At 74.9% G+C, this 20,253-nt stretch carries 19 protein-coding genes; 6 read left to right on the forward strand and 13 right to left on the reverse strand.

Going from position 1 to position 20,253, the window contains the following annotated elements; all coding sequences use genetic code 11:
* Positions 1-122 precede the first annotated feature (122 nt).
* Entirely contained in the window at positions 123-3,182 is a 3,060-nt protein-coding gene (locus ACZ6TV_RS28835; protein ID WP_465300425.1) for a hypothetical protein, read from the reverse strand.
* A gap of 43 nt (positions 3,183-3,225) precedes the next feature.
* Positions 3,226-5,850 (reverse strand): CHAT domain-containing protein, encoded by a 2,625-nt coding sequence (locus ACZ6TV_RS28840; protein ID WP_465300426.1) that lies wholly within the window; start codon positions 5,848-5,850, stop codon positions 3,226-3,228.
* Between the two features lie 90 nt (positions 5,851-5,940).
* Between ACZ6TV_RS28840 and ACZ6TV_RS28845 the strand changes: the two genes are divergently transcribed.
* From ACZ6TV_RS28845 to ACZ6TV_RS28855, 3 genes are all read left to right on the forward strand, one after another.
* Positions 5,941-7,110, forward strand: coding sequence for a S8 family peptidase (locus ACZ6TV_RS28845; protein ID WP_465300427.1), 1,170 nt, complete (start codon positions 5,941-5,943; stop codon positions 7,108-7,110).
* Between the two features lie 60 nt (positions 7,111-7,170).
* A complete protein-coding gene (locus tag ACZ6TV_RS28850) occupies positions 7,171-7,803 on the forward strand; it encodes a hypothetical protein (protein ID WP_465300428.1) in 633 nt (210 codons plus the stop codon).
* Between the two features lie 101 nt (positions 7,804-7,904).
* Positions 7,905-8,993: a hypothetical protein gene (locus ACZ6TV_RS28855; protein WP_465300429.1), complete on the forward strand. Its 1,089-nt coding sequence runs from the start codon at positions 7,905-7,907 to the stop codon at positions 8,991-8,993.
* 61 nt (positions 8,994-9,054) lie between these two features.
* Here ACZ6TV_RS28855 and ACZ6TV_RS28860 read toward each other — a convergent pair whose 3' ends face one another.
* From ACZ6TV_RS28860 to ACZ6TV_RS28880, 5 genes are all read right to left on the reverse strand, one after another.
* Entirely contained in the window at positions 9,055-9,660 is a 606-nt protein-coding gene (locus ACZ6TV_RS28860) for a response regulator (RefSeq protein ID WP_465300430.1), read from the reverse strand.
* Positions 9,657-10,757, reverse strand: a complete 1,101-nt coding sequence (locus ACZ6TV_RS28865; protein WP_465300431.1) for a sensor histidine kinase — start codon at positions 10,755-10,757, stop codon at positions 9,657-9,659. Before ACZ6TV_RS28865 ends, ACZ6TV_RS28860 begins: the two co-directional genes overlap by 4 nt.
* A gap of 10 nt (positions 10,758-10,767) precedes the next feature.
* A complete protein-coding gene (locus tag ACZ6TV_RS28870; protein ID WP_465300432.1) occupies positions 10,768-11,505 on the reverse strand; it encodes an ABC transporter permease in 738 nt (245 codons plus the stop codon).
* Positions 11,506-11,507: 2 nt separating this feature from the next.
* Complete coding sequence (locus tag ACZ6TV_RS28875) at positions 11,508-12,449, reverse strand: ABC transporter ATP-binding protein (RefSeq protein ID WP_465300433.1); 942 nt, start codon at positions 12,447-12,449, stop codon at positions 11,508-11,510.
* 101 nt (positions 12,450-12,550) lie between these two features.
* Positions 12,551-12,979, reverse strand: coding sequence for a YybH family protein (locus tag ACZ6TV_RS28880; RefSeq protein ID WP_465300434.1), 429 nt, complete (start codon positions 12,977-12,979; stop codon positions 12,551-12,553).
* A gap of 98 nt (positions 12,980-13,077) precedes the next feature.
* On the opposite strand from ACZ6TV_RS28880, the gene ACZ6TV_RS28885 reads away from it, so the two are divergent.
* Entirely contained in the window at positions 13,078-13,449 is a 372-nt protein-coding gene (locus tag ACZ6TV_RS28885) for a YciI family protein (RefSeq protein WP_465300435.1), read from the forward strand.
* Positions 13,437-14,675, forward strand: a complete 1,239-nt coding sequence (locus ACZ6TV_RS28890; RefSeq protein WP_465300665.1) for an RNA polymerase sigma factor — start codon at positions 13,437-13,439, stop codon at positions 14,673-14,675. The genes ACZ6TV_RS28885 and ACZ6TV_RS28890 overlap by 13 nt, the downstream gene beginning before the upstream one ends.
* Here the strand turns inward: ACZ6TV_RS28890 and ACZ6TV_RS28895 are convergent.
* From ACZ6TV_RS28895 to ACZ6TV_RS28915, 5 genes are read right to left on the reverse strand one after another with little or no spacing between them, the layout of a single operon-like run.
* Positions 14,660-15,289, reverse strand: a complete 630-nt coding sequence (locus tag ACZ6TV_RS28895) for a maleylpyruvate isomerase N-terminal domain-containing protein (RefSeq protein ID WP_465300436.1) — start codon at positions 15,287-15,289, stop codon at positions 14,660-14,662. The two genes, ACZ6TV_RS28890 and ACZ6TV_RS28895, sit on opposite strands and share 16 nt — an antisense overlap.
* Positions 15,286-16,221, reverse strand: coding sequence for an ABC transporter ATP-binding protein (locus ACZ6TV_RS28900; protein ID WP_465300437.1), 936 nt, complete (start codon positions 16,219-16,221; stop codon positions 15,286-15,288). The genes ACZ6TV_RS28895 and ACZ6TV_RS28900 overlap by 4 nt, the downstream gene beginning before the upstream one ends.
* Complete coding sequence (locus ACZ6TV_RS28905) at positions 16,218-17,000, reverse strand: ABC transporter permease (RefSeq protein ID WP_465300438.1); 783 nt, start codon at positions 16,998-17,000, stop codon at positions 16,218-16,220. The genes ACZ6TV_RS28900 and ACZ6TV_RS28905 overlap by 4 nt, the downstream gene beginning before the upstream one ends.
* Positions 16,993-17,787 (reverse strand): ABC transporter permease, encoded by a 795-nt coding sequence (locus tag ACZ6TV_RS28910; protein ID WP_465300439.1) that lies wholly within the window; start codon positions 17,785-17,787, stop codon positions 16,993-16,995. Before ACZ6TV_RS28910 ends, ACZ6TV_RS28905 begins: the two co-directional genes overlap by 8 nt.
* 11 nt (positions 17,788-17,798) lie before the next feature.
* On the reverse strand, positions 17,799-18,770 hold the full coding sequence (locus ACZ6TV_RS28915; protein ID WP_465300440.1) for a helix-turn-helix domain-containing protein: 972 nt from the start codon (positions 18,768-18,770) through the stop codon (positions 17,799-17,801).
* Between the two features lie 70 nt (positions 18,771-18,840).
* On the opposite strand from ACZ6TV_RS28915, the gene ACZ6TV_RS28920 reads away from it, so the two are divergent.
* Entirely contained in the window at positions 18,841-19,284 is a 444-nt protein-coding gene (locus tag ACZ6TV_RS28920) for a rhodanese-like domain-containing protein (RefSeq protein WP_465300441.1), read from the forward strand.
* On the opposite strand, the gene ACZ6TV_RS28925 is transcribed toward ACZ6TV_RS28920, so the two are convergent.
* Complete coding sequence (locus ACZ6TV_RS28925) at positions 19,270-20,208, reverse strand: zinc-binding dehydrogenase (RefSeq protein ID WP_465300442.1); 939 nt, start codon at positions 20,206-20,208, stop codon at positions 19,270-19,272. The genes ACZ6TV_RS28920 and ACZ6TV_RS28925 overlap by 15 nt on opposite strands.
* Positions 20,209-20,253: the final 45 nt, after the last annotated feature.

Genomic DNA, 20,253 nt, shown 5'->3' on the forward strand with positions numbered 1-20,253 from the left:
CAGGAGCGGCGAGCCGCGACCGGAGCACGGGCCGGACTTGCGCACGCCGCTGCACGGGCCGGGCTTGCGGGACGGCCCTGCGCGAGAAGGCGGCGCCGGGAAGGTGGTCGGTGAGCGGGGGGTCATGAGGTGAGGGCGAGGGGCTCCGTCGCGGGCGGGCTCGACGTGGTGCGCCTGCGGAGGGAGAGCAGTGTGCCGGTGAGGGTGAGCACGAGGCCGGTGGCGGTGGCGGCGGCCGGGAGGGTGGTGGGGATGCCGAGGTAGACGGTGATGCCCAGGATCCGGGAGAGGCCCCACGGGAGGAGGGCGAGCTGGTCGTTCCAGACGGTGAGGGCACGCTCCAGGCCGACGGCGGTCACCAGGGCGCCGAGCAGCGCGAGCGGGACGCCCGTGGCGAGCAGCAGGATGCCGGTGACCCGGCGGCGGGGCAGGGCGTAGCCGGCGCGGAGGGTGCGGGCGGTGGCCACGAAGAGCCAGCCGAACGCGGCGAACGCCACGCAGATGTAGACGGACCTGGCGGTCGGGGCGGTCCAGAACTGGAGCCAGTAGTGGCCTGGGCCGCGCACGGACAGAACGGCGAGGAGCAGGACGGAGCGCAGGAGGGCCACGCCGCCGATCGTCGCGTGCAGGAGGAAGGGGTCGCGGCGGCCGATCAGGAGACGGGCGGCGAGCGTGAACAGGAGCCAGGCGCCGAGGGTCGTCAGCAGGTGGGCCGGGGCCGCGAACCAGGTGAGGACCAGGCGGCTCGCCACCAGGGCCGCGGCCGGCACGGCGAGCACGAGCACCCGGTCGGCGCGGGTCGGTGACCAGCCGGCACCGTCGGGCGAGCGGTCGGCGAGGCGCCAGGGGCGGGCGGCGCCGAGCCACAACGCGTGCAGGGCGAGGGGGCGGCGGGCGCGCAGCGCGCCGGACACCAGCGCCGCCAGCAGGAGAGCGAGCAGGGCCCTGGCCAGCCACGCCATGACCGGGTCGCGGTCGGCCCGGGCGGCGCCCAGGTCGGCGGCGGTGAAGTTGTAGGCGGGCAGGTCCACGTCACCGGAATAGCGGGTGACGTGGGCGGCGCGGGCGGTCAGGTAGCGGCTCTCCGCGTAGCGCCACGCGTCGTACGCTGCGGCGTCGCCGGTGTCGAGCCACTGGACGTGGCGCAGGACCATGGTGCGGTACGCGCCGAGCGTGCCGAACAGGTCGACGGCATAGGTGAGGGTGTCGATCAGTTTCGCGCGCAGCACCGGGTCGCGCCACGTGGCGGGGTCGGTCGCGGTGATCGTGGCACGCATCCGCGTGGCGACGTCGACCGCCTCCTCCCCCTCGGCGACGGCCGCGTCCACGGCACCGGCGGAGGCGGTGACGGCGTAGATGCTGTCGAGGGCGGCGGAGTCGCCGGTGACGATGTCCCACTCGAAGATCCACATCATGGGTGGGGGCTCGAGGCCGAGGGCGCGCACCGAACGGTCCGCGTAGGCGCCGATGTAGAGGCCCTTCGTCACCGCCTCGCGGGACATGGCGAGCATCTCGCAGACGGCGGCGACCGTCGCCGGGTCGGTGGAGAACGTCTGCCGGACCCAGTCGGCGGTCAGCTGCTCCGCCGGGGCGTCGGGGTCCCGCGCGAGCCGGCCGAGGGTGTAGGCGTTCAGGTCATACAGCTGCCAGAACCCGGTCCGCAGATACAGGGTCATCGGGCCGGCGCGCAGCGGGCCGCCGTCCTGCGTCCACGTCCAGATGCCCTCGACGTGCGGGTTGGCGGCGAGGAAACGGCGCAGCGCCTGCTGGTGCAGGCCGGTCAGGTCGTTGGGCAGGGCACCGAAGCCCTCGAACTCGCGCCGTGCCTGGAACTCGACGATCCGCCGCTGGGTGCCGGTCTCCAGCGTGCTGTTGAAGGGCAGGTGGCTGTAGAAGTCGCCGAGCGTGTATTTCGTGGAGACGATGAGGTGCGGGTCGTCGATGCCGCCGAGGACCTCGTCGTAGGACGCGGGGTTGGTGTGCAGGTCGCCGACGGCGCCGACGCCGACGGTCCAGGTGCGGAAGATCAGGTCCTTGCCGGCGGTGCCGGCGGTCTGCAGCAGGGCGCGCAGCATGGCACGGACGGCACCGGCGTCGGTGACCGCGATCTTCGACGAATAGTCCCAGCCTGGCTGCCGGTAGACGTCGCCGCCCTCGCCGATGCGGACCATGAGGCCGGCGGTGAACGGCAGCGCCGTGAACAGCTCGGCGAGGCCCAGCTGATAGACCTCCCAGAAGCGGGGGTCGCCGACGGCGAGGCCGCCGAACTCGTGCCGCAGATAGCGCTCCAGCGGCGGTGACACGGCCAGCATGTCGGTGAGCAGGTAGACCTTCATGCCGAGGTCGGCGGCCTGGCGGAACACCGGGCCGAACGCGGCGACGAGCGCGCGGGCGCGGGCGACGTGGTCGTCGCCCTCGGGATAGACCGCGTGGCCGTCGCCGACGAGCGAGAACGTCACATACTCCAGGAAGCCGGGGACGACGACGCCGTTGTAGCCCTGGGCGAGGGAGTGCTCGACGAACTGCCGGAACTGCCCGGCGATCCGGTCGACGGCGGCCTGGTCGACCCACGGCGCGGCGGGCAGCAGGGCACCGCCGACGACGTCGGTGTTGAGCGAATAGTCGGTGCCGGCGGCGAACGCGGCCGGGTCGGGCTCCCGGCCCACGGACCCGGCGTCGGTGAGCCGCAGCCCGAGCCTCGGCGCGAACACGGCCGGGCCGTCGGCGGGCAGCACCGCGGTGCCGGAACGGATCCGGTCGGCCACGGCATAGAGCCCGGCGGCCGCACCGGCGGCGCTGTCGGCCTCCACGGTGATCCCGGCGTCGTCGCCGCCGAGCCGATAGGCCTCGGGCGACGGGGAGAACGGCGTCCCGCCGACCACCACCGTGAGCTGCGCGCCGGCCGGCTCCTGGCCGATCACGGGCCGGGGCAGGCCGCGCTGGACGAGCGCGTCGGCCACGGCGCCCGCGGCGAGCGTCAGCCGCGGCTCGGCCGGCACGGCGATCACGGAGATCGACGGCGCCGCGGCCACGGGTGTCACCGGCGCGGCGGAGGCCCGCTCGACGGGCACGGCCACCGGGCTGAAGGACAGCCCGAGCGCGCCGCCGACGCCCCATGCGACGAGCGCACCGAGCACCAGCAGCACCGACGCCGCCGTCAGAGGAGCACACACCCGTCGCATGCGGCACATCGTAGAGCCGCCCACCGACAAAAGCGGAGAAAGATCAGCCGGCGCCGAAGCAGACGAAACTGCCCGCGCTGAAGCGCACCTCCGGTGCCGCGGCGGACTGCGCCAGCGCCAGCGCCTCGGCCGGCGCGTGCCCCGCGCCGAGGTGGAAGTACAGGTCGCGCATCAGCAGCCGCGTCGCGCCGTCGTCGACCGGCCCGGTGCTCGCCACCACCGTCGCGGTGCCCATGTTGAGCAGCGCCGAGACGAGGCCCATCAGCTCGTCGCCGGGGTGCACGTCGGCGAGGCCCGTGTCGCACCCCGACAGCACGAGCAGCGCCGGCGGCCGGCGCAGCGCCGACAGGTCGTAGACGGTGAGCGGCCCGTCGGCCAGCATCAGGAACGAGAACAGCGGGTTGTCGACCCGGAACTCGCCGTGCGAGGCGATGTGCCCGATCGCGGCGCCGTCGAGCGCGGCGAGCGCCGGCGCCACCCTGGCCCGCTCCCCCACCAGCACCGTCGGCGCGACGCGCTGGTCGGCGGCGATCTGCTCGACCTCGGCCGCCGCCTGCGCCGCGGACGGCGCGCCGACCAGGACCGTGGGGCCCTCGGCCGCCGGCTGGGTCGCGACCCGCCACCAGATCGCCGCGGACGGCGCGACGGACAGCGACCGGCCCCGCAGCCGGGGCAGCATCGTCCACGGCATGGCGTGCAGCGCACCGGTCGGCACCAGGACCAGCGGGCCGTCGCCGATCAGGTCGGCGACCGGGTCGAGCAGCAGCCGGTCGAGGGTCCCGGCGCCGCGGCCGACCCGGTCGCCGCTGGTGCCGCCGTGCCCGAGGATCTGCCCGCTGAGCGCGATCCGCAGGTGCTCCAGCTCCGTCGCCACGGGGGCGATGGGCCCCACGACCCGGTGCGCGACCCGGTAGCGGCCGCCGGCCGGGAACACCACGAGCGCGTGCAGCACCCCGTCGATCGCGAGCAGCTCCAGCAGCACCCGCCCGTCCAGCGCGGCGACCAGCGCCGGGAACGGCACGTCGGTCCGCGCGGTCGGCCCGGCACCGGGGACCCGCCACGATCGGCGCCGGATCTCCGCCTCCAGGGACCGCTGCCGGCGCAGGAGACGCCCGGCGCGTTGCGGCCCGGCGGGCGCGGCGGCCAGCTCCCCCGTGATGCGGCGCAGCTCGCTGAGGTGCCGGGCGACGACCGGGTCGCTGGACGGGTGGGTCGGCGGCAGCGACAGCGCCGCCGACCGGCACCGCTGCGCCCAGGTCAGCGCCTCCCGTGGGCCGCCGTGGTCCAGGGCGAGCCGCAGCCGGAGCCCGGCGAGCGCGGCCGCCTCGACGCTGCCGCGGACCCGCAGCTCGGTCGCGCCGAGACTGGCCCGGAACTCGTCGGCGATCCGCAGCCCGGCGGTCGCGGCCCGGGCCGCCTCGGCGGTCGCGCCGCGGGCGAGCTCGAGCCGGGCACGGACGTGCGACCAGCGCACCCGCAGCGGCGCCGGGCCGAGCTTCGCCGCGGCGGCGGCCTCGTCGAGCAGGTCGGCGGCGGTGCCGTGCTCGCCGAGGTCGACGGCGAGCTGCGCGGCGTCCAGCAGCGCCTCCCAGCCGGGCTGCGGCCAGCCCGCCTCGACCAGGGTCCGCCCGGCGGTCCGCAGGTCGCGCAGGGTGCCGCGGTGCGCCCGGCCGGACGCCACCACCGCCGCGAGCTCCGCCACGTGCGCCCGCGCGATCCACACGGCGCGTTTCTGCCGGGCGAAGACCTTCCGCGCGGCCGCCGCGGCGCCCCGCGCCTCCGAGAAGGAGGAGGGACCCGTCACCAGCGCCAGCCGGGCCATCATGAGGTGCGCCTGGCCGAGCACCGAGTCGAGATGTCCGTCGGTACAGGCGGCGATCGCCGCCCGGATCGCGGTCCCGGCCTCCGGCAGCAGCCGTACCGACAACAGCAGATCCGCCCGGTCGAGCAGGCTGACGGCGTCGACCCCGGTCTTCCACAGCCGGTCGTGCGCTCGGTCGTAGCGGGCGAGCGCGGTCGGCACGTCACCGGCCTGCGCGGCCACGAAGCCGAGGTTGTGCTCGACCTGCGCCGCGGCCGTCGGCATGCCGAGCCGGTTGTACAGCGTCTGCGCCGCCCGCAGGTCGTCCTCGGCGAGGCGCAGGTTGCCGCGGAAGCCGTGCAGCACCCCGCGGTTCGTCAGCGTCCGGGCCTCCCACACCGCGTCACCGGAGCGCCGGAACGCCTTCAGCGCGTCCCGGTACAGCTCCATGGCCTCCTGGTCGAAGCCGAGCCGGCGCAGGATCAGCGCGCGCTGCATCGTGGCCCGTGAGCGCCGCTGCCCCCGCAGCTCGGCCAGGGCACGGTCGATCTCGCGCAGGGCCGCGGTCGGCCGGCCGAGGTCGTCGAGGATGAGCGCGTGACTCATCCGGGCCTCCGCCTCGTACTGCGTCAGGCCGTGCCGGCGCGCGACGGTGATCGACGCGCGCAGGTGCCGGGCGGCGTCGGCCGCGTCGTGCCTGGCCCGGGCGGCCAGGCCGAGAGCCCGCAGCGCCACCGCCTCGGCGGCCCGGTCACCGGCGCGCCGGGCGTCACGCAACGCCGCGTCGGCGCGCTTCTTGGCCTTGACCGGATCGGCCATCACAATCGGCAACAGCCGCTGCGCCAGCTCGTCGGCGGTGGTGGACACCTCCGATGTGTATCACGGCACCCGGCCGGCGTCTCTTGTCAGCGGTCAGCCTGAAGATGAGCGCACGCAATTCCCGACTGAGGAGCAAGCATGTCCGTTGCACGAGATCGTCTCGAACGGTGGCTGCACACCCGCGACGCACGCATGTCCGGACTGCCGTGGTTGCGCACCGAGTCGCGCGGCGGCCGGACCGTGCGGTTCGTCGCCGACGAGATCCTGGTCCAGGACGCGGGCACCGCGGTCGCCCACCGCACCCTGGTCGGCCTCGGCCACCGCACGAGCGAGATCATCGAGGACGAGCCGGCGGCCGGTCTGCGCCGGTTGAAGACGTCGGGTCTGGACGTGTCCGACGCGGTGCGCCGGCTGCGCGGGCAGCTGCCGGAGGGTTCGGTGGCCGGTCCCAACCACGTCTTCATGTCGACCCCGCACGAGCACGGCGGCCCGTTCGGACCGCCCGTGGCGGCCGACGCCCTCCCGGCGAAGCTGGGCCCGTCCGCCGACAACGCGTCGGTGCGGGTCGTCGTCATGGACACCGGCATCTGGCTGGACAGCCCGCTGCCCGCGGGGTGCTACTCGGCGACGCCGGAGAACCATGAGACCGTCACCGACGGCGACGCCGACGGCATGCTCGACTCCGACGTCGGCCACGCCAACTTCATCGCCGGTGTCGTCGCGCAGGGCACGACCGGCGCGCAGGTCCGCATCGTGAAGGTCCTGGACAGCTTCGGCGTGTGCACGGAGGCGGACCTGGCCGCCGCGATCACCGCCCTCACCGACACCGACGTGCTCAACCTGTCCCTCGGCGGCTACTCGATCGGTGACCTGCCGCCGGTGGCGCTGTCCTCGGCGCTGCAGACGTTCCTGTCCGGCGGGGACCGGGTCGTGGTCGCCGCCGCCGGCAACAACGGCATCGCCGACCGGCCGTTCTGGCCGGCCGCGTTCAACACCGGCGGCGCGGACTGGGCGGGCAGGCTCCTCGCCGTCGCCGCGCACGACGGCACCGCGGTCTGCGAGTGGAGCAACACCGGCCCGTGGGTGAGCGTCGCGGCACCCGGCGCGGACATCGTCAGCACGTACATCAACCACGAGCTGTTCAGCAGCGGCTGGGCGGCGTGGAGCGGCACGTCGTTCGCCACGCCCAAGGTCGTCGCCGCGATCGTCGACCGGGTCGCGACCGCCGGGTCGGTGGCCGCCGCGGCCGCCGCGGTCCGCGCCGAGGCGCAGGGCAGCCCCGTCGGCGGCTACCCCGCCCTGCACTGACACCGGCGGCTCCTCGGATCGTGCACCACGGCGTTGACACGCCGTGGTGCACTGTTGCGCGTGATCGAACCCGAGGAGCCCAGCCATCCCGTATGGCTGACCCCTGAGAAGGACCCTGAGCGGGACCCGGCGCCGGCCGCCGCCGACGGGTCCCGCCAGACGCTGCTGCTCGTCGGCGGCGGCGCGGCGGTCCTGGTGCTCGTCGCCGGCCTGGCCGCGTTCGCCCTGTTCAGCGGCGGGTCCGAGCCGGCCCGCCCGCGTGCGAGGTCGGCGGCGGCGGAGCCGGTCGTGGCCGTCTCGCCGGCGCAGCCGGCCCCCGGGGAGAGCACGACGCCGGGCACCACGGCCCCGAGCCCCGCGAAGGCGACGGCCTCGCCGACGCCGAACAGGCCACGGGTCATGACGGCGTCGATCAGCGTCGAGCCGGCCGGCATGACCGGCCCCTGCCCCCGCGTCCCGCGGTCCGTCCGGGTGAAGGTCACCGTCACGATCAGCGTCTCCACGCCCGACGTGCAGCTGCGGTACACCGTGGACGGCGGCAAGGAGCACAGCGCCACCCTGAAGTCGAAGACCTACACGGACTCGTGGGAGGCCGAGGTACGGCGCGCCGCCGGCACCTCCACGTCCACGCTGAAGGTCACCGCGCCCAGCGCCGCCTCCGACACCGCGACGTTCACGTACACCTGCAACTGAGCGCCTTTTCAGATAGAACACCAGTTCGAACATGAATGTTCGTGAATCCCGCACTATTGGTTACCCTCGATGTACCAATAGTGACGGGATCGACGAATGCCATGATCACCGAAGGTACGTTGCTGGTGCACTGCTCGGCGAACCAGGCGCTGCGCTGCGCGCCGATCGCCGAGCGACCCGGCGCGGGTCTCGTCGTCTCGCCGTACCAGCGCGACGAGGCGGGCCTGCTCGCCACCGCCGCCTACCTGCTGCGCCAGCGCCGGTTCGAGGCGCCGCTGCTGCTCGACGCGGCCCGCTACGCGGGGCAGGCGCGGCTGCCGGCGAGCGCGCCGTTCAACCCCCGATGGCTGCGCCGCCAGCGTGAGCTGGGCATCCCGGTGCTCACCGACTCCGGGTACGTCGACCGCGACGACGAGCCGGGCCTCGCCGGCATCCTGCACCGCGCCGCCGTGCTGCCCGACACGATCGCCGTCCTGCCACTGCACCCCGTCTGGCTCCAGGACCGGATGCACCGCACCGTCCTGACCGGCCACATCCGCGCGGCGGACACCCCGGTCGCGCTGGTGCTGGAGGCGCAACGCGACCCCTTCGGCCTGCCCGGCGTCGTGGAGGGCCTGCTGGCCGTCCTCGGCTGCGGCGTGCCGACGCTGCTGCTGCGCTGCGACGTGTCAGCGCTCGGCGCGCTGTGCCACGGCGCGTCGGCGGCCGCCGTCGGCACCGTCGCGGGCCTGCGCCACCTGACCCCGCGACCGGCGCTGAGCGCCGCCCCGGCGGCAGGGTTCCGGCCCGCCGCGCCCTCCGCGGTGTTCGGCCCGGCGCTGTCCTACCGGCGGATCGGCGCCATCGCCAGGGCGCACCGCCGCCACCCGGACCCCGGCCTCTTCGGGTGCGCGTGCAGCGTCTGCGACGGCCGGGACGTCGACTGGATGGCCGAGCTGGACGAACGCGAGCGTGAGGTGCCCGCGTTCGAGCACTCGATCCGCGTCCTGCAGGACCTCCGCGACGACCTGCTGCGGCAGGCGGACACGGCCGGGCAGAGCTGGACGGCGCGGTGCGCGGACGCCGCCTACCGCTCGCGCGAGCTCGGCTGGGACCCCGCCCCGATGCTGCGGCACTGGCAACACCACCGGCCGTCGCCGACCCGAGTGGCCGACACAGACCCGAGGTGGTGTCGCCGCACAGCCTCCTGAACACTAGCACAACCGAAAAAATAATCTGTCGGTGTTGCACCCACCGTAGCAGATCGGACGCTCAGAGCCAGCCGTTGGCCTGGGCGACGCCGACCGCCTCGATGCGGTTGCGGGTGCCGGTCTTCGTGATCGCGGCCGACAGGTAGTTGCGCACCGTGCTCTCCGACAGGTGCAGCCGCGCGGCCACGTCGGCGACGGTCGCGCCGCCCGCGGACTCGCGCAGCACGTCGCGCTCCCGGTCGGTGAGCGGGTCTGGGCCGGCCGCGAGCGCCGCCGCCGCGAGGGCCGGGTCGACGACGCGGTCGCCGGCGCGGACCCGGCGGACCGCTGCGGCGAGCTCCTCGACCGGCCCGTCCTTCACCAGGAAGCCGCTCGCCCCGGCCTCCATCGCGCGGCGCAGGTACCCGGGCCGCCCGAACGTCGTGAGGATCAGCACCCGGCATGCGGGCAGCCGGCGGCGCAGCTCCGCGGCGGCGGTGATCCCGTCGCCGCCGGGCATCTCGATGTCCAGCAGGGCCACGTCGGGGCGGACCTCCACCGCGACGGGCACGATCCGGTCGCCGGTCGCGACCTGCGCGACGACCTCGATGTCGGGCTCCAGGTCCAGCAGCAGCGCCAGTGCGCCGCGCATCATGCCCTGGTCCTCGGCGAGCAGCACCCTGATCACAGCGGCAGTCTCGCGACCAGCGTGAAACCGCCACCGGCGCGGGCGCCCGCCTCCAGGGTGCCGCCGGCCGCCGCGAACCGTTCGGTGAGCCCGCGCAGCCCGTTGCCGAACGCGCCGCCGCCGGGCTTCGCGGCGGTCGCGCCGTCGTCGGCCACGCGCAGCGCCGCGGCGCCGTCGGCGGTGGAGATCTCGATGTCGCAGCGCTCCGCGCCGCTGTGCCGGACCACGTTCGTCGTCGCCTCCCGCAGCGCCCAGGCCAGCAGCCGGTCGGCGTCGTCGGGGAGCGGGTCCGCGGTGCGCTGCACCGTCGCGGTGATCCCCGCGCTGGACAGTACGCCTTTCGCCCGGGTCAGCTCGACGGTGAGGCCGCTCTCCCGGTAGCCGGTGACCGCCTCCCGGATCTCGACGAGCGCGCGCCGGCCGATGTCCTCGATGTCGGCGGCCTGCGCGGCGGCCGTGGCCGGGTCCCGCTCGGCGATGCGGCGCACCACCTCCGCCTTGACGACGATCACCGACAGCGTGTGCCCGAGCAGGTCGTGCAGGTCGCGGGAGAAGCGCAGCCGCTCCTCGGCGACGGCGGCGGTGGCGAGCGCCTCCTGCGCCCATTGCAGCTCGCGGATCAGCCGGCTCATCCGGCGTACCGCGCCGACCAGCGCCGACGAGAGCACCGCGCTGACCAGGGTGCTGATCAGCCGGGCCGGGTCCGCGTGGTGCAGCAGCCCGAGCAGCACCAGCGCCACCAGCACCGAGCCGAGGACGACGAGCGCGACGGTGAGCCGCTCCCGGCCGGCGTAGACGGCGGTGCCGCACGCCGCGACGAACAGCATCAGGACCAGCCAGCGTTCGCCGTACGCCGCGGCGAGCCCGGCGCCGAGCGCCGCGACGGCCGCGAAGCCGGCGCTCGTGACCCGGTCCAGGTCCTGCCGGTGGTCGAACGCCATCGTGGTGGTGATGACGTAGACGAGCGTGAACAGGGCCAGCCCGGCGCCGGCGACGACGCCGCCGGTGGTGGCGGTGACCGAGCTGGCCGGGTCGAGCAGCGGGAACGTCCACACGCCGATCCAGAGCAGCCCGCCGATCGAGGGCCTCCAGCGCATACCGGTCACTCTAGAGGCCCGCGGTGCTGCGGACCGACCGGCGGAACCCGGCGACGGCGAGGGCGGTGAACACCACCATCCACGCGGCGAGCGTCAGCACGTCCGTCATGGTCGGCGCCCCGCCGAACGCCACCTGCCACGACATGTCGGCGTAGGCGTGGGTCGGCAGCCACCGGCCGACCGCGGCGACCCAGCCGGGCAGCGCGTCCAGCGGCAGCCACAGCCCGCCGACGATCGACATCCCCAGGTACACGAGCAGGTTCAGCGGCTGGACGGTCTGCGCCGTCGCGAGGTACCCCATGCCGAGCCCGAGCAGCGCGAACGGCAGCGACCCGAGCCACAGCAGCGGCACGATCGCCAGCCACTGCCCGGCGTCGAGCCGGACCCCGTTCACGGCCACCGCGGCGGCGCACAGGGCGACGACCGGGACGATCGCCGTGGCCATCGCGGTGAGTCCTTTGCCGACGACGACCCGTACCGGTGACAGCGGGGTCAGCCGCAGCTGCCGCATCCAGCCGATCGACCGGTCGATCACGACCCCGGACGCGTAGTTGAGCAGGGCGCCGATCGCGCCGTAGCCGGCCATGGCGACCATCGTGTACGTCGCGGCGACGTCCTTGTCCTGGCCGGTCAGCCCGTCGAGGTTGGTGAAGAGCAGGTAGCTCATCAGCGGCATCAGCACGGCGAAGATGAGCATCCCGGGCATCCTGCCCAGCCGCCGCAGCTCCAGCCTGATGTAGGCGGCCATCGTCATGCTCCCGTCTGCGTCAGCGTCATCGCGGCGGTCCGGTCCGCGTCTCCGGTGCCGTCGCCGGTGCCGGTGCCGGTGCCGGTCAGGGTCAGGAACGCCTCCTCGAGGCCCGCGCCGGCGACCTCGAGGTCGTGCAGCAGGCCCGCCCCGGCGAGGGCGAGCACGGTGGCGTCCGAGTCGGTGGTGGTGAGCACGACCCGCCCGTCCCGCCGGGCGACGGTGACGACCCCCGGCAGCCGCTCGAACCCGCCGTCCTGTTCGGTCACGCTCACGGTGCGGACGGTGACCATCCGTTTCACGCTCGCGGCGGTACCGTCGGCGATCACCCGGCCGCGGTCGAGCACGACGATCCGGTCCGCGTTGCCGTCGGCCTCCTCCAGGTAGTGGGTGGAGAACAGGACGGTGCGCCGCTGGGCGGCGTAGCCGCGGATCGAGGCCCAGAACGCGCGCCGGGACTGCACGTCGAGCGCCGCCGTCGGCTCGTCGAGGATCAGCAGGTCCGGCCGGCCGACGACGGCCATCGCGAAGCGCAGCCGCTGCTGCTGCCCGCCGGAGAGCCGCTCCACGGTGCGCCCGGCGACACCGCCGAGGTCCGCGAGCTCCAGGGCCTCCCCGACGGGCATCGGGTGCGGGTACACCGCGTGCAGGAACTCCAGCAGGTCGCGCACGGTCGAGCGGGGCGGCACGCCACCGGCCTGCGGCATCGCGCCGACCCGGCCCCCGGCGACCGCGCGGGCGACCGGCCCGCCGAACAGCCGTGCCGTGCCGGTCCGCGGCGGCAGCATCCCGAGCAGCAGGAGCAGCGTCGTGGACTTGCCGGCCCCGTTCGGCCCGAGCATCGCGACGATCTCGCCCGGCTCGACGCGCAGCGACACGTCGCGCACCGCGAGGCCGCCGCCGCTGTACGCGTACGACACCTGGTCCAGCTCAACCGTGCTCATGCCACGAAGCTACGGCCGCCGGTCTCCCGGTGGCAGGTCCGCCGGTACCGGACCGGCGGTGACAAATGTACCGCCGGTCCGGACGGTGGCCCGGCGGCGGCTCAGCCGGTGGGGGTCAGGTCGGTCGAGGCGCGGAACGAGCCGTCCATCTCGAACGGCACCGACTCGTGCTCGTGGGTCACCAGCCAGCGGCCGTCGACGCGGCGCAGGCCCAGCGTGACCCGGAACCACAGGCTGAAGGGCTCGGTCGAGCCGCGCGGCACGGCGGTCAGCCGGTCGATGCTGGTCGCGAACGCCACGTCGCCGTCGGTGCTGATCTCCAGCCGGGTGACCTCGCGGCGGGGCGGGGCCTCGAAGGTGGCCATCCAGGCCTCCAGCGGGGCCGGGTCCCGGCCGTCGCCGGGCTGGCGCAGCGGCGGGGCGAGGGTGTATTCGACGTAGCTGGGCGCGTAGTGCGCCAGGATGGCCTTGGCGTCACCCTGCTCCAGCAGCGCGGCCTTGCCCTCGATGACTTCCCGGATCTCGTCCATGACAGTTCCTTCCTTCGCTCTTGCCCGGGATGTCGAAGCCGGGCCGGTCGGTTTCGACATCCCGGGCAAGAAAGAAAGAAGAAAGAAGGAGAGCAGTCATGAAGTACCTGATCCTGATCCAGTCGAACCCGCAGTCCCTCGCCGTCTGGGAGACGCTGACCGACCAGCAGCGGACCGACTTCGGCCTCGGTCACCTGCGGCTGAGCGACGAGATGCGCGAGGCCGGGGTGCTGGTGGTCAGTGAAGGGCTGGGCGACCCGGCCCTGGCCACCCAGGTCTCGGTCCGCGACGGCAGGACGATCACCTCCGACGGCCCGTACGCCGAGGTCAAGGAGCACCTGGCCGGCTTCTACCTGATCGACGTCGCGGATCTGGACGAGGCGGTCGCCTGGGCGGCGAAGGCGCCGGACGCCGCGTACACCCGGGTCGAGGTGCGCCCGGTCCTCGACATGAGCGCCTGGGAGCAGTGACCGGGCTGCCGGACCTGCTGCGTGCGTGCGCGCCGCAGGTCCTGGCCGCCGTGGTACGCCGGTACGGCGACTTCGAGGCCTGCGAGGACGCGGTGCAGGAGGCGCTGCTCGCGGCCGCCCGGCAGTGGCCCGCGACCGGCGTCCCGGAGCAGCCGCGGAACTGGCTGATCACCGTGGCCGGCCGCCGGCGGGTGGAGCTGCTGCGCAACGAGACGGCCCGGCGGCGCCGCGAGGAGGCGGTCGGGCACGAGCCCGCGCCCGAGGTGCGGGGCGACGACGAGCTGGCGTTGCTGCTGCTGTGCTGCCATCCCGCGTTGAGCGTGCCGGCGCAGGTCACGCTCACGCTGCGGGCGGTCGGCGGGCTCAGCACGGCGGAGATCGCCCGGGCGCTGCTGCTGCCGGAGGCCACCGTGGGCCAGCGGATCAGCCGGGCCAAGCAGCGGATCCGCGACACCGGCACCCGCTTCGAGCTGCCCGGGCCGGTCGAGCTGGGCGAGCGGCTCACCGCGGTCCGGCACGTGCTCTATCTGATCTTCAACGAGGGGTACACGGCCAGCTCCGGCGACGCGTTGAACCGGGTGGAGCTGACCCGGGAGGCGATCCGGCTGACCCGGCAGCTGCACCGGCTCCTGCCCGACGACGGCGAGGTCGCCGGGCTGCTCGCGTTGATGCTGCTCACCGACGCGCGCCGGCCGTCGCGGACCGGGCCGGACGGCAACCTGGTCCCGCTCGCCGAGCAGGACCGCGGCCGCTGGGACGCGGCCGCGGTCGCCGAGGGCGTCGCGATCGTCACCCGCACGCTGGCGCGGGCGCCGATCGGCCCGTTCCAGCTGCAGGCGGCGATCGCGGCGGTGCACGACGAGGCGGCGCGCGCCGAGGACACCGACTGGCCGCAGATCCTCGCCCTGTACGGGATGCTGCACGCGCTCGCCCCGAGCCCGATGGTCACGCTGAACCGGATCGTGGCGCGGGCCATGGTCGACGGCCCGGAGGCCGGGCTCGCCGAGCTGGACCGGGTCGCCGGGGACGTCGCCGGGGATGCCGCCGGGGACCCGGTGCTGGCCGGGCACCACCGGACCGCGGCGGTGCGGGGGCATCTGCTGGAGCTGGCCGGCGACCTGGCCGGGGCGCGGGAGCAGTACCGGCTGGCGGCCCGGCGCACGCTCAGCCGCCCCGAGCAGCGCTACCTGGAGTCGAGGGCGGCACGGCTTCAGCCGCGTTCGTGAGCCGGGCGGCCGTCCCAGCGCCACACGGAGCGGGTGGGGTGGGTGGGCAGGGCGAGGCGGCCGGTGGCCCACAGGAGGGTCTCCCACGGGTCGGGGTGCTCCGGCATGCCGGGGAAGAGCCGGTCGAGGGAGCGCCGGCACAGGTCGCCCGGTGGCGTCCACGGCACGGCGAGGCCCTCGGCGGCGTCGAAGGTGTGGACGAGGACCTCGACGACGCCCATGGCGGCGAAGCCGGAGGCGTCGCTGACGCCGTACGGGTGGTAGGCACGCCGTTGCGGCGGGGCGAGCGCGACGGCGCCCGCGAGCATCGCGGCGCAGCCGGACAGGGTGCGCAGCAGGCCGAGCGTGCCGCCCGGACGCTCGACGAACACGGTGCTCTCGGGGCCGCCCTCGTACCGCGCGTGGTAGGCGATCGGCAGGTAGGCGTCCAGGGGCGGGTCGGGGACGCCGATCTGGCCGGCGTAGGCGAACAGGTCGTCGGCGGCGTGCTCGACGGTCTCCCAGCACGACCAGGTGAGGGTGCCGGCGCGGCGGTCCCAGCCGTCGTCGGGCACGCCGGAGAGGGCCTCGCGGGCCAGGGCCACCGCGAGCAGGACGTCCTCGGGCGTCGTCACGACGCGTACAGCTTCCGGACCACGGCCTCGATGTCGGGCTCCTCGATGGTGAGATCGTGCACCTGCGCCCCGGCGTCGTGCAGTGGGGACGCCACGGCGGACAGGATAGCGGCGACGGTCGTCTCGCCGGGGGCGAAGGACAGCCGCTGGCGCAGCCCGTCCGCTTCGAGGCCGACGAGCCGGGTGCCGGGGATGCCGGTCAGCGGCGGTGCCGGGTCGGTGAGGTCCAGCACGACGATGCGTTCGGCGCCGACCTGCGCGGCGAGTCCCGTGAGGGTGCCGTCGAACGCGAGCCGCCCGTGGTCGACGACGAGGATGCGTTCGGTGAGGCGGCGCACGTCGCCCATGTCGTGGGTGGCGAGCAGCAGGCTGGTGCCGTGCAGGGCGCGCTGCTCGGTGAGGAACGTCCGCAGCCGCTCCTTGCTGAGCACGTCGAGGCCGATCGTGGGCTCGTCGAGGACGAGCAGCTCCGGCTCGTGCAGGAGGGCGGCGGCGACCTCCCCGCGGATGCGCTGGCCGAGGGACAGCTGCCGGACCGGGGTGTCCACGAACTCGGCGAGGTCGAGCCGGTCGACGAGCTCCCCGGTCCGGGCGGTCAGCGCGGCGGGCGGGAGCCGGTGGATCGCGCCGAGGGCCCGGAACGAGTCGCGCAGCGGCAGGTCCCACCACAGCTGGCTGCGCTGGCCGAAGACGACGCCGATGCGGCGGGCGAGCTGCCGGCGGTGCTTCAGCGGCTCCAGCCCGCACGTGCGGACCGTGCCGGACGTGGGTTTGAGGATACCGGTGAGCATCTTGATGGTGGTCGACTTGCCGGCGCCGTTCGCGCCGATGTAGCCGACGGCGGCGCCGCGCGGCACGCTGAGGGTCAGCCCGTCGACGGCGGTCTTGGCCCCGAATTCCCGGCGCAGGCCGGCCGTCTCGATGATGTTCATGATCCGGCTCCCGTGTAGTGCCGCAGGCCCGCCCGCCAGCCGAGCAGCGCCACCGTCCAGACCGCCGCGGCGGCGACCGGCGAGCACCAGCCGAGGATCCCGGCGCCCGGCAGGTCCAGCAGGGTCAGCACCGGCAGGTAGGCCACGAACGCCGCCGGCACGACGAACGTGAACAGCACCCGGGCGGGCGTGCTGAACACGCTCGCCGGGAACTGGGCGGCGTAGTTGCCGCCGTAGACGAACGAGGCGGTGAACTCGGTGCCCTCGACCAGCCAGAACTGGACGGCGGCGGCGGCGACGAACAGCCCGGCGAACAGGGCCGCGCCGGACACGACGGTGACCGCGAGCAGCGCCGCCTTCGCCGGGGACCACGCCACGGCGGAGTGGGCGAGGGCGACGGCCGCGACGGCGGTGCCGGCGGCGGTCCGGCCGAAGCGCCGCAACGAGATCTCGGCGGTGACGAGCTGGGCGAGGACCGGCAGGGGGCGCAGCAGGAACGCGTCGAGGGTGCCGGCCCGCAGGTAGGTCGGCAGCGCGTCGAGGTGCCCGACGGCGAGGTCGGCGAGGCTGAAGGACACGTGGCCGATCGCGAAGACGAGCACCGCGGCGGCGAAGTCGAGGCCGCCGAGCGCCGGGATGTTGGCGAAGATGACGTAGAGCTCGCCGAAGCCGCTGACGGTCGCGCCGAGGCTGGCCACGACCTCGATCGCGAACGACGCGCGGTACACCGTCTGGGCCCGCATCCGCATGTGGACGAGGACGACGTAGGGGTTAGCCACCCTGGATCACCAGCCTGCGGGTGCCGAGGGCGAAGACGAGGCGGCCGGCGACGAGCAGCCCGGCGGCCCACACCGCCTGCACGGCGAGGAGCCTGACCGCGTCCCAGCCGGCGGCCCGGCCGGTGAGCACGTCGATCGGGGTCTGCAGCATCGACGGGAACGGGGTCGCGGCGGCCACCGCGGCGAGCCACCCGGGGAACCACTGCACCGGCACGGCCAGGCCGCACAGGATGTTGGTGACCAGGAGGTACAGCGTCATCGGGCCGCGCAGGTCGAGCAGCCAGAACGCGCTCAGGTTGACCATCCACCGGCACGCGAACGACACCACGACCGCCAGCACGACGCTCACCAGCCCGAGCGCGTAGGCGGCCGGGTCGCCGGGCAGGGCGATCCCGGTCACGAGCGCGCCGACCGCGAGTGGCGGCAGCCCGCGGGGCAGGAACACGAACGCGGCGCGGCCCAGGTCGGCGGCGAGGTGCGCGAGCATCGGGTCGACCGGGCGGGCCAGGTCGACGGCGACGTCGCCGGTGCGGATCCGTTGTGCCAGCTCGGTCCAGGCGAAGAAGAAGACGGGCCCGATGAGGGCCTGGCCGAGCCACACGTAGGTGACGCCGTCGAGCGCGTCATAGCCGCCGAGGGTGCCGCCGGCGGCGGCGACGGTCGCGGTGATGACCCCGGCGCGGATCAGCCCGAACACGGAGTTGGTGAACGCGCCGGCGAACGCCGCGAGGCGGTAGGTCGACCATCGCCGGAAACCGATCCCGACGAGTGTCGACCAGAGGCGCACAGCGCGTCACACTACCGCATACTCCCGGTGCGGAACGCCTGCCGATACGCCGACGGTGAGGTGCGCATCGTGTTGGCGAAGTGGTGCCGGTAGGTGACCGGCGTGTCGAAGCCGACGGCCGCCGCGATCTGCTCGATCGGGCTGTCGGTCGACTCCAGCAGGGCGAGGCTCGCCTGGACGCGCTGCCGGATCAGCCACCGGACGGGACTGGTGCCGGTGACCCGGGTGAAGTGCCGCAGGTAGGTGCGCGGCGACATGTGCGCCTGCCGGGCGAGGACGTCGACGCTGAGCCGCTCCGCGAGGTGTTCCAGGGCCCAGCCGACGCTGCGGGAGATCCGGTCGTCGCCGTCCGGTGCGGCGCCCGTCGAGGGCATCGGGGTCTCGATGTACTGCGCCTGCCCGCCGTCGCGGTGCGGCTGGACGACGAGCCGGCGGGCGACGGCGTTGGCGATCGCGGCGCCGTGGTCGGCGCGCACGACGTGCAGGCACAGGTCGAGGCCGGCGGCGCTGCCGGCGCTGGTCCACACGTCGCCGTCGGCGAGATAGAGGACGCCGGGATCCACCAGCACGGACGGGAACCGGCGCTGCAGGAGGTCGGCGTATCGCCAGTGGGTCGTGGCGCGGCGGCCGTCGAGCAGCCCGGCGGCGGCGAGCGCGAACGCCCCGGAGCAGATCGACAGGATGCGGGCGCCGCGGGCGTGCGCGGCCCGCAGCGCGTCGAGGACGGCGGCGGGTGGGTCGCGGTGCACGTCGGCGACGCCGGGGACGATGACGGTGCCGGCGGCGGCGAAGTCGGCGAGCCCGAACGGGGTGCTGAGCGTCGCCCCGCCGATCATCGGCACCGGCGCGTCGCTGGGCGCGCAGACGACCAGCCGATACCACGGCCGGTCGAACTCGGGCCGGGGCAGGCCGAACACCTCGGTGACGATGCCGGTCTCGAACGCCGACATGCCCGGGTAGACGAGGACCGACACGTCGAGCATGGCGGTATCTTAGTGCACAGTGGCATTCACGCCACTGTCGGCGGGCGGTCGCCGCCGGCACGATGGGCGCATGACGAACACGGCCGCCATCGAGCACTTCTCCGCCCGCCTGCGCTTCGAGACCGACGTCAGCGACGTCCACGCCGCGCTGGAGGCACGCGCCGGGGCGGGCACCCCGGACTACGTCGTCGTCGACTCGCGCGGCGAGCAGGCGTGGGCGCAGGGGCACCTGCCGGGCGCGGTGCACCTGCCGACGGCGCAGATCGCCGGCCGCGCCGCCGGGATGATCCCGGCCGGCGCGCAGGTCGTCACCTACTGCTGGGGGCCGGGCTGCAACGGCGCGACCCGGGCCGCCCTGGAGTTCGCGAAGCTCGGCTACCAGGTGCGGGAGATGCTCGGCGGCTACGAGTACTGGGTGCGGGAGGGTTTCACGTTCGAGACGGCGACCGGCCCGGACCGCCACCCGGCCGACGAGCTGACCGCGCCCCGCTGGGCCGTGTCATGTGACTGTTAGGACCGTCTTGCCGATCGCGGTGCGCCCCTCGATCGCGGCGTGCGCGTCGGCGGCCCGCTCCAGGGGGAACGTCTGCCCGATCAGCGGCGTCAGCCGGCCGGCGGCGACGGCGTCGAGGGCCCGGACGAGGTAGGCGCGGAACCCGTCCGGGGCGAGCTGCACGGCCTCGATGCCGGTCGCGGTGATCCCCCTGGCCCGGGCGACGTCCGGGTCGGCGGTGGCGAACGACCCCGCCGGGGTGCCGTGGGAGGAGAAGCGGCCGCCCTCGGCGACGAGGTCGAACGCGGCGCGGCCGTAGTCGCCGCCGGCGCCGTCGAGGACCACGTCGAGGCCGCCGGTCAGGTCCCACACCCCGTCGGTCCAGTCGGCGGCGCCGTAGTCGGCGACGGCGTCCGCGCCCAGCGCGCGCAGCGCGGCGAGCTTGGCCGGGCCGCGGGCGGCGGCGACCACCGTCGCGCCGGCCGCCCTCGCGGCCTGCACGAGCAGCGCGCCGAGACCGCCCGCGGCGGCGGTGACGAGGACCCGGTCCCCGGCGACGACCTTCACGACGTCCAGCAGCGCCAGGGCGGTGACCCCGTCGTGCAGGACCGCGGCGGCCTCGCGCGCGCCGACGCCGTCCGGGATGTCGAAGAGCGCGTCCTCGCGGGCCGCGACCCGGGTCGCGTAGCCGCCGCCGTCGTGCCCGAGCCGGGCCAGGACCCGCCGGCCGTGCACGGTGCCGGCGGCGCCGACGCCCGGCCGGTACGGCGGCGTCACGGGGAAGTACGGGGCGCCGCCGCCGGCCCGGACGCGGGTCTCCAGCCACAGCGTGTCGGCGGCCTCGACGTCGAGGACCACCTCACCGCCGGCGGGGACCGGGTCGGGGACGTCGCGCAGCTGCAGGACTTCGGGACCGCCGAAGCGGGCCACCTCGATCGCCTTCATGCCCACCAGCCTGGGACCTGAAGCGAGGTTGAGGTCAAGAGCCCG

It is taken from the genome of Dactylosporangium sp. NPDC051087 (genome assembly GCF_055586325.1).